At 59.2% G+C, this 8,970-nt stretch carries 6 protein-coding genes and 1 rRNA gene; 3 read left to right on the top strand and 4 right to left on the bottom strand.

The annotated features are described in order from the left end of the window. Window positions 1-178: 178 nt before the first annotated feature. The 3 genes from mksB to mksF are packed head-to-tail and all read left to right on the top strand — an operon-like array spanning window position 179 to window position 4,984. Window positions 179-1,456 carry an Mks condensin complex protein MksB gene (mksB, locus tag KGA97_RS12710; protein WP_192419130.1) on the top strand — a complete coding sequence of 426 codons (1,278 nt, stop codon included), beginning with the start codon at window positions 179-181 and terminating at the stop codon, window positions 1,454-1,456. Then, a complete protein-coding gene (mksE, locus tag KGA97_RS12715; protein ID WP_008025812.1) occupies window positions 1,446-2,147 on the top strand; it encodes an Mks condensin complex protein MksE in 702 nt (233 codons plus the stop codon). The genes mksB and mksE overlap by 11 nt, the downstream gene beginning before the upstream one ends. Further along, window positions 2,144-4,984 (top strand): Mks condensin complex protein MksF, encoded by a 2,841-nt coding sequence (mksF, locus tag KGA97_RS12720; protein WP_008037179.1) that lies wholly within the window; start codon window positions 2,144-2,146, stop codon window positions 4,982-4,984. Before mksE ends, mksF begins: the two co-directional genes overlap by 4 nt. 177 nt (window positions 4,985-5,161) lie before the next feature. On the opposite strand, the gene KGA97_RS12725 is transcribed toward mksF, so the two are convergent. From KGA97_RS12725 to rrf, 4 genes are all read right to left on the bottom strand, one after another. Beyond that, the gene (locus KGA97_RS12725; RefSeq protein WP_223480878.1) at window positions 5,162-7,465 is read right to left on the bottom strand and encodes an intermembrane transport protein PqiB; all 2,304 of its coding nucleotides are present in this window, start codon (window positions 7,463-7,465) and stop codon (window positions 5,162-5,164) included. Then, on the bottom strand, window positions 7,458-8,081 hold the full coding sequence (locus tag KGA97_RS12730; protein WP_192228931.1) for a paraquat-inducible protein A: 624 nt from the start codon (window positions 8,079-8,081) through the stop codon (window positions 7,458-7,460). Before KGA97_RS12730 ends, KGA97_RS12725 begins: the two co-directional genes overlap by 8 nt. Further along, the gene (locus KGA97_RS12735) at window positions 8,068-8,727 is read right to left on the bottom strand and encodes a paraquat-inducible protein A (RefSeq protein ID WP_223480879.1); all 660 of its coding nucleotides are present in this window, start codon (window positions 8,725-8,727) and stop codon (window positions 8,068-8,070) included. Before KGA97_RS12735 ends, KGA97_RS12730 begins: the two co-directional genes overlap by 14 nt. A 145-nt stretch (window positions 8,728-8,872) precedes the next feature. Then, window positions 8,873-8,970 (bottom strand): 5S ribosomal RNA (gene rrf, locus KGA97_RS12740); the annotation flags it as partial.

Raw genomic sequence — 8,970 nt, forward strand, 5'->3', positions numbered from 1 at the left:
GTCGGCCACTTGTGGATAACTAAAGTGCGCTGATTCTACCGCCCTTCGCTCAAGATCGCCCGCGCTTGATCGATACTCTTTCCCTTAGAAACAGCTACAGCCCGTCCCGAGAGTGAATCGCATCGGTCCCGATGCAGTACAATCGCGGCTTTTAATCGCCAACCAGCCGGCCATTCCGATGATCGAACCCAAGCGCGTCTTGCGCGCCCTCGCTGAACACTGGGCACTTCTGGAGCCACTGTGCGAGCACTTCGACCAAGGCACACTGAGCCTCAACGAACTGCGCACGCAACTGGCCGCCCAGCAACTCGACAGTACGCCGCAGGACATCACCAGCCTGCTGGACGTGTGGATCCGCCTCGACATTCTGGTTCCCGTGGCGAAAAGCCCGAACCGTTTCGAGCTCAACGCACAGATCCACGACTTCCTCGCTTACCTGCGCCGTGAGCACCGTCTGGGCCTGTGCCTGGAAATCGAAGCCTATTTGCGCCACCTCGAACGCCTGGCCGGTTACATTCAGGACGCCTTCGACATCCGCGACGGCCACGACCTGGCGCGCCAATTGCGCCTGCTCGACATGCGTGTGCGCGATGTACTGAAGAAACTCGCCAACGACGAACAGGCCCTGGTGGCCGTCGCCGAACGCGCCAAGACCAGCGACCGACAGATTCCGCTGCGTCAGCGTTACGCCGAAGTACTGGCGACCTGGGACGAATACGTCGAGCCGATGATTCAGTTGGTGAACGCCGACGGCGCCTTCGAACAAGGCGTGCGCAAGGTCGAAAATGTCCTGTTGAAGATGCTCACCGAGCAGCAACGCCTCGGCCACCTGGTCGACGACGACATGCTGCTGCGCACCCACGCGCGCATCCTTGAAATGCAGACCAGCGCTCAATTGACGCTGCGTCATGCTCGCGAACTGCTGCTGCCGCTGCGTGAAGAAGCCCGTCGGCACAACGCCGTAACCCGTGGCGCAGCGCTGGCCTTGTCGGCCATCCGTCGCAAAGGCATCGATGCGGTGCCACAAGCGGCGATGCCGATGTTCACCCGGCCGCAAAGCACCTTCCTCGGCAGCGCCAGTCAGGTCGAAGCCTACGTCTACGCGCTGGCCCGTTTCGAGCCGAAACCGGCGCGTTTCCCCAAGGCCCACAAGACCCAGAAAGGCGAAGCGCCACGCGCACCACGTACCGTTCGCGAAATGCTTGAACGTTGTGAAGACGCGCTGCCAATGCCAGACCTGATGACCTGGCTGCTGGAGCAGGAACCGAACGGCGCCACCGACGAATTGCTGTACTGGTTCTCGCGCCTGTCGCGGGAAAAACGCTTCAAACGCGAGCGTCTGGAACGCCGCGATTACCACACTCACGAGCACCAGGTCAGCCTGCGCTCCTTCGCCCTGCTCTCGGCCGGCCCAGATGCCATCGAGAATTCTGCGAGCACTCCACATGCATCTTGATCTATCCGAACTGTCCCAGCTGGCGCCGATCTTTCGCGAGCTGTTCAAGGGCTACCACGTCAGCCGCCGCGATCCGGAGCTGTACGCGCAACTGTCGAACTTCCAGGACCAGTACCGCACGCTGTTCAAGGCACTGGGTTTTGAACTCGTTTGCGACACCCGCGGTTTCTACTACTTTGTGCCGGACCTCGCCGCTGCGGCGGTGAACAAGACCGCGCAGCGTCTGGCGCTGTTCACCTTTATCCTCGTCGAGCATCTGGCCGATCAGGGCCGTGACCCGATTGCCGTGCTCGACGGCGGCAGCCTCGGTCGCGATGAACTGCCGTCGCTGCTGGAAAAGTACCGCGACCTGTTCATCCAGGCCGAAGTGCAGACCGTCGAAGAACTCGAAGAAAAAATCATGCGCCGCATGACGCAGCTTGGGTTCGCCGGCGAAGAAAACGGCGTCTACCGTTTCCTGCCGCCGATGCACCGTTTCCTCGACGTGTGCCTGTCGGTTCAGCAGGACCGTGACCTGGCCGCCAGCCTGCACAGCGTGCTGCCGCTGCCGGTTCCGGTACTGATCGACGACGACAGCGACGAAAAACTGCTGCAAACCGATGATCCGCTGGACCTCAGTGACTTCGCTGAAGAAAGCGAAGAAGACGCCCTGGCCCGCGCCATTGCCGAAGAACAGGAGACCGACGCATGAGCAAGGAACGCTACGGCATTCGCCGCTTTGCCCTTTTGAACACCGCCGGTTACAGCCTCGGCCTGTTTCCGCTGGAAGAACCGTTGTCGGTCTACGGCGCGAACAACCTCGGTAAATCCGCCTCGATCAACGCGTTGCAGTTCCCGATTCTGGCGCGCATGTCGGACATGAGTTTCGGCAAGTACAGCCTGGAACAATCCCGGCGTTTCTACTTCGCCTCGGACACCAGTTACATCCTGGTGGAAGTCTCGCTGCCCCACGGTCCGCACGTGATCGGCGTGGTCGGTCGCGGCCCGGGCGGTGGTTTCGGTCACCAGTTCTTTGCCTACGCCGGCAAACTCGACCTGGCCCACTACCAGAAAAACGACACCTGCCTGCGTCAGAAAGAGCTGTTCACCAACCTTGAGCGCGAAGGCCTGAAAGCCTACGAACTCAAGCCGGATGAACTGCGTCGTTTGCTGGTCGGCGGCCACACCTCGATTCCGCTGGACCTGACCCTGATTCCGCTGCGCTCCACCAGCGAGCAGAGCCTGAAGACCTTCCGCGCGCTGTTCATCAACCTGCTGCACATGCGCGAAATCACCGCGGCCAAGCTCAAGCAATTGTTCCTCGATGCTTTCGAACACAGCCTGCGTTCCGGCAGCGTCGATTACATCGCTGCGTGCGAAGAAGCCTTCCGCGATGTACGACGCATGGAGCAGGACTACAACTCGCTGGTCACCGCCGGCCCGCTGGTTGAAGCGCTGGCCGCAGGCGTTGCCCAGCGCAATATTCTGCGCGGCAAGCTGCACCGGATCTCGCCGCTGCTCGACTCGTTGCTCGGCACCTGGTCGGACTATGCCAGTGCGCGCAAGGAAGAACTGACGATTCAGGCCGAGCACTACCGCAACGAACAGGACGCGCTGCAAAACGATCAGCGCGGCGGCACGCAGGAGCTGATGCGTCTGGAGCGGGAAATCACCGGTATCCAGCGCTGGCTCGGCGAGTTGTCGGTGCTCAAGCATCGCTTCGCGTTGGTGACTGACGTCAAGGTCCTGGAGCAGCAATTGCTCGCGGCCAAGGACGCGCACGATGAATTGGCCGGTGCGCTGGCGCAGTCGCGGCAGTTCTCTGCCGAAGACCTGGAAGAGCGTCTGCGCGATCTGGAAAAACGCCTGAAATCGGTGAAACAGCAACTCGATCACGCCGACAACAACAGCTACGCTCGTCTGCGCGAAGAGTTTTCGCAACAGGATGTCGAGCGTCTGATGCGCTTGTTCAACAGCGCGTTGTTCAGCCTGCCGTTGGGCGAGCATGGCATTACGCTGGACGAGGACGGTCAGTGGGTCAAATCCATGGAGCTGATCCTCGACGGCTTCAAAGGCGAGCGCTTCGAAGTGCCTGGCCTGTCCATCGACATCTCGCACATTGAGCCTCCGGCGTTGCAGGCCCTGGCGGACCGCGCCGCGTTGCGCGATCAGAAAGACCGCCTGGAAAAAGAACTCAAGCAACTGAAAACCCAGGCTGCCGTGGTCGCCGACCGCGCAGCGAGCAAGACCCAGACCGAAGCGCTGTACCAGCAAGTGCTGGACGCGCAGAAAGCTCTGGAAGATTTCCGTCGCGCGCAAACCCTGAGCGCCGAGGAAGACGACAAGCTTGAGCAACTGGCGCAGATGGAAGCGGCGCAGGAAGAACTGAAGCGTTCCAGCGACGCCTTCACCGAACGCGTCCAGCAACTGTCGGCCAAGCTGCAACTGGTCGGCCGGCAGATCGGCGACATGGAAGCCAAGCAACGCACCCTCGACGACGCCCTGCGCCGCCGTCAGTTGTTGCCGGCAGACCTGCCGTTCGGCACGCCGTTCATGGACCCGATCGACGATTCGATGGACAACCTGTTGCCGCTGCTCAACGACTATCAGGACAGCTGGCAGGGCTTGCTGCGCAGCGATGGCCAGATCGACGCGTTGTACGCTCAGGTGCGCCTCAAAGGCGTGGCCAAGTTCGACAGCGAAGACGATATGGAGCGTCGCCTGCAACTGCTGATCAACGCGTATGCACACCGCACCGACGAAGCCCTGACCCTCGGCAAGGCACGCCGTGCTGCGGTTACCGACATCGCCCGGACCCTGCGCAACATCCGCAGCGACTACGACAGCCTCGAGCACCAACTGGCGTTGTTCAACCGCGAGATCAACAAGCGTCAGGTCTCCAACCTGCAGAGCTTCCGCATCGTGCTCGCGCCGAACAAAGAAGCACTCAAGCACATCGACCAGATCATCCACAGCGCCGGTCAGTACGAAGAAGGCGAAACCCTTTCCGTGTTCGATCTGAGCCAAAGCGCCGATCAGGACAACAAGAACGAAGAAGCCAAGGAATACCTGGCACGGCTGGTGGCGGCAAACCACAACCAGCTCGGTCTCAAGGACTTGTTCGAACTGGCGTTCGAGATCACCAAGGTCAACGGTCAACCGGTGATCCACACCGACATCGACGGCGCTGCGTCCAACGGCACGACGATGACCATCAAGGCGCTGACCAACATGTACTTGTTGCTGCACTTGATGGACCGCGACCAGGCCGGTCGCGTGCGCCTGCCGTACTACCTCGACGAAGCGGCGGACATCGACGAGAAAAACCAGGCAGCGTTGCTGGAAACCAGTCTGCAACTGGGCTTCGTGCCGATTCTGGCGAGTGTGAAGCCGCAGGTCTGCGCCAGTGTGGCGATTGACCTGGAAGGCGGTAGCGGGCCGAACGGGATCTACATCGATGAGGCGGACTGGAAGTACATCCGCCGTCACGATGAGGTGAAGGCTGTGGTTAATGTTGAAGCGGATGAACCGGAGCTGGATGCGGTCTGATTTGCATTAATCGAAGGCAATAAAAAAGGCCGCGATCCAATCGCGGCCTTTTTTTGTCTGGTGGTTATGTGTTGGCTATCCGGACCTCTTCGCGGGCAAGCCTCGCTCCTACAGGTTAGGTGCTGATCTGTAGGAGCGAGGCTTGCCCGCGAAGGCGTCCTCACAGGCGCCAACAGATTATTTGCCGAGCGAGATCTTCGGCGCCCAGGTCAGCCATTCATCTTCAAACTTGTCGAACAACGGGAAGGTTTGCTCCGCTCGTGCCGGGTTACCCATACGATCCCCATCCGGCGTGGCGAATGCGATGCCGCCCTGAATCAGCGTCTCCAGCGATTCGGTACGAACCGTCGCCCCCTTGAACAAGCCGTAGTCGAAACCAAAACCGCTGGTGTTCCAGAATCGTGTGCCGCTGCGCACCAATGGCGCGTACTTCGGCTCGATCAGGATGTGTATCAACACACGGTCAGCCGTCTGGCCCAGTTCATACCCCGTCACCTTGCCCACGGTGACTTCGCGATACGTCACTGGCACGCCGGTTTTCAACGAACCGCGGCGAGCGGCGCTGAGAACCAGACTTAACCCGGCTTCCTGTTTGGCGGTTTCCGGAGGATTGGCCAGCGCTACGAAGTTATTCTGCGACCCGAGGTTTTTCGCTGCCGGCTGCACTTCGATGTATTGACCGGTCACCAGGGTTTCCAGGTTCGACGTTTTGAGCAGACCCAGCTCGGGTTTGACCACCCAGAACTGACTGCCGACCCGAGCGATACGCTCCGGCACTTCGGTGATCCGCGCGGTGAGCATCACCGATTGCAGGTCATCCGTGAGGTCGACGTCTTCAATCTTGCCAACATCCAGGCCTTTGAATCTCACCGGTGTGCCGCTGCGCAAGCCATCGGCGCGATCGACCTTGATCGTGATCACGGCGCCTTTCTGGTTGGCTTCGTCATGGCTGGCGAACAAACGGAAACGCGGGATTTTCTTTTGCAGCGGGGCTTTGGCCAGCGGGGTTTCGAAGGCGATACCGCCGGCCATCAGGCTTTGCAGCGATTCACTTTTGACCTGGATTCCGCCAGTCAATCCGCCCGTGAGCGTAATGCCACTGGCATTCCAGAATCGAGTCGAGGCGTTAACCAGCCCTTCGTATTCCTTCTCGATGTGTACGCCAATCACCAATTGTTTTTTGGTGCGCGAGAACTGATAGCTCTGTACCGAACCGACCTTGACCTGCTTGTAGAGAATTGGACTGCCGACTTCCAGCGAACCAAGATTTTCGGTGAACAACACCAGGTGCAGACCCGGCGAACGCAAATCCAGCGGCGGCGCCTTGGCCCGTGCCACGAACTCACGTTGTGGTGCTGCGCCTTTATCGCCGGGACGCACAGCGATGTAGTTACCTTTGACCAGCGCTTCAAGCCCGGTGATACCGGCCAGGGAGATCGACGGTTTGACCACCCAGAATTGAGTGCCTTCGACCAGGTAATCTTCGGCCAGAGGATCAAGGGTCAGTTCAGCGGTAGCACCGGACAGATCAGGATCGATCTTCAGCGCTTTCAGATTGCCGACCTGAATGCCTTTGTACATTACCGGCGTACGACCGGCCTGCAGGCCTTCGAAATCGCTGAGTTTGACCTTGACCCGTATACCGGCCGCCGCCGCATCGAAGTCTTCATAGAGACGGAACGGCAGGCTCGGATCGGTGGGCGGGCTGTCCCTGCGGTTTTCCGGCGTTGCAAACGCGATACCGCCGGCGACGATGCTGGCCAGGGACTCACTGCGCACTTTCACACCGGACAGGTTAGCGTCGATGCTGATGCCGCTGGCATTCCAGAAACGCGTGTGTTTGCGTACGAGCTTGGCGTAGGTGGGCTCGATGAACACTTTGAGCTCAACTGTGCTTTGGTCTTCGGACAGCAAGTAACTTTTGATCTGGCCTACTTTGATCTGCTTGTAGAACACCGGGCTGCCACGGTTCAGCGAACCGAGGCGGTCAGCCTTGATGGTCAGGTGCAACCCGGGCTGGGCATCCGACAGCGGCGGTTCTTCAGCCAGGGCCTTGAACCGGCGTGTGGGCTCGCCTTCCCCCGGACTGATCGCGACGTAGTTACCGGAGACCAGGGTTTCCAGGCCCGTGATACCCGCCAAGGTCACGCTCGGCTTGACGAGCCAGAAGCGTGTGCTGGTCCGCAGGTATTGCTCCACGTCCTTGTTCATCTCAACGGTGGCGATCACCCCTTTGGAGGCGCCTTCGTCATCAAGCGTGAGGGTTTTCACCTTGCCGACCGACATGCCTTTGTAGACCACTTCGGTCTTGTTGGCCTGAATGCCTTCACCGCTTTCGAAACGCACCTGAATTTCGATGCCAGTCTCGTTGTAGGCACGCCAGCCGAGCCAGCCGCCGATGATCAGGGCGATCAGGGGCAACACCCAAATGGCTGACCAGTTCGAGGCCGGTCGGGTTTTCGCTGTGGGCAAATCAGTCATGGTCGTCGTCCGACTCCGTGTTATCCCAAATCAGTCGGGGATCGAAAGTTACTGCGGCAAGCATCGTCAGAATCACCACACTGGCGAAAGCGATGGCGCCAAGATTGGCTTCGACACTGGCAAGCCGTCCAAAATTCACGACCGCCACCAGGATGGCAATCACAAAGATATCGAGCATTGACCAGCGACCGATGAACTCGATAAAGCGGTACATCCAGATCCGTTGACGAGCCGAAAGCGGCTGGTGGCGCTGCACCGAAAACAGCAGCAAGGCGATGCCCACCAATTTGAACGTGGGCACCACGATACTGGCGATAAACACCACGGCGGCGATGGGAAGCATGCCGTGTTGAACCAGTTGGATCACACCGGACATGATGGTGCTGGGATCGCCCTGACCGAGGGAACTGACCGTCATGATCGGCAGTACGTTGGCCGGAATGTAGAGAATCGCTGCCGTGATCAGCAACGCCCAGGTACGAGCGAGACTGTTGGGACGGCGGGCGTGAACCAGCGCACCGCAGCGGGTGCAGACCTGCTCGTCGGTGTCAGCCTCCTGCTTGTTCAATTCATGGCATTCGGCGCAAATCAGAATGCCTGCATCAATCGCCCGCATGGGCATCCTCTCCTGATAAAGCCTGCCAGATCTGATGGGGCGACATCACAACCTCCAGCCAGACCTGGACCAACAACAAACTGATAAAGCACGCCAGGCCGAGACCGATGGTGATTGCTGCCATATCTGCCAGTTTGACGATCGCCACCAGCACGCCCATGAGGTAGACCTCGAGCATCCCCCAATCGCGTAGATGGTGATAAATCCGATAGAGCAACAAACCGTAACTACGGCCTATATCAAAACGAATGCTCAGCAGCACGGCCAGTTGGCAAAGCAGTTTGAGCAACGGGATCCCCATGCTGCACAGGAACACAATCACTGAGACGCCTTGCATTCCGGTATCGAACAGGCCGACAACGCCACTCCAGACAGTATCTTGCGACGACTGCCCGAGTAGATTGAGCTGCATGATGGGTAAAAAGTTCGCCGGGATGTACAACAACAGCGCGGAGATGACCAAGGCGAGACTGCGTTGCACAACATTGTGCCGATGGGCATAGAGTTCGTAACCGCATCGCGGGCACAGGGCTTTCTCGCCATGGGCGAGCTTGGGCTTGCGCATCAGCAAGTCGCACTCATGGCACGCCACCAAGTCGTCCAGCGGTAATTCTGACAGCCCGGGGGCGTCAACCGGTTCTGGCATAAAGGCACTGACTCCGAAAAAGTTGGACCTATTCTAGTGTCCTGAGTCGAAAATAACTGTGCAAATTTGTGCTCGTCCGGAGTGTACTTTTTTCCAGGCAAAACAAAACCCCAACTGCTTTCGCAATTGGGGTTTCGGAATTTAATCTTGACGATGACCTACTCTCACATGGGGAAACCCCACACTACCATCGGCGATGCATCGTTTCACTGCTGAGTTCGGGATGGGATCAGGTGGTTCCAA

The sequence above is a fragment of the Pseudomonas sp. BF-B-15 genome, assembly GCF_019946675.1.
Taxonomy (GTDB): Bacteria; Pseudomonadota; Gammaproteobacteria; order Pseudomonadales; family Pseudomonadaceae; genus Aquipseudomonas; species Aquipseudomonas migulae.

Coding starts and splice junctions, on each gene's coding strand:
- KGA97_RS12730 (WP_192228931.1), bottom strand. CDS start 8,081: ATGCGGGCGATTGATGCAGGCATTCTGATTTGCGCCGAATGCCATGAA.
- mksB (WP_192419130.1), top strand. CDS start 179: ATGATCGAACCCAAGCGCGTCTTGCGCGCCCTCGCTGAACACTGGGCA.
- mksE (WP_008025812.1), top strand. CDS start 1,446: ATGCATCTTGATCTATCCGAACTGTCCCAGCTGGCGCCGATCTTTCGC.
- mksF (WP_008037179.1), top strand. CDS start 2,144: ATGAGCAAGGAACGCTACGGCATTCGCCGCTTTGCCCTTTTGAACACC.
- KGA97_RS12725 (WP_223480878.1), bottom strand. CDS start 7,465: ATGACTGATTTGCCCACAGCGAAAACCCGACCGGCCTCGAACTGGTCA.
- KGA97_RS12735 (WP_223480879.1), bottom strand. CDS start 8,727: ATGCCAGAACCGGTTGACGCCCCCGGGCTGTCAGAATTACCGCTGGAC.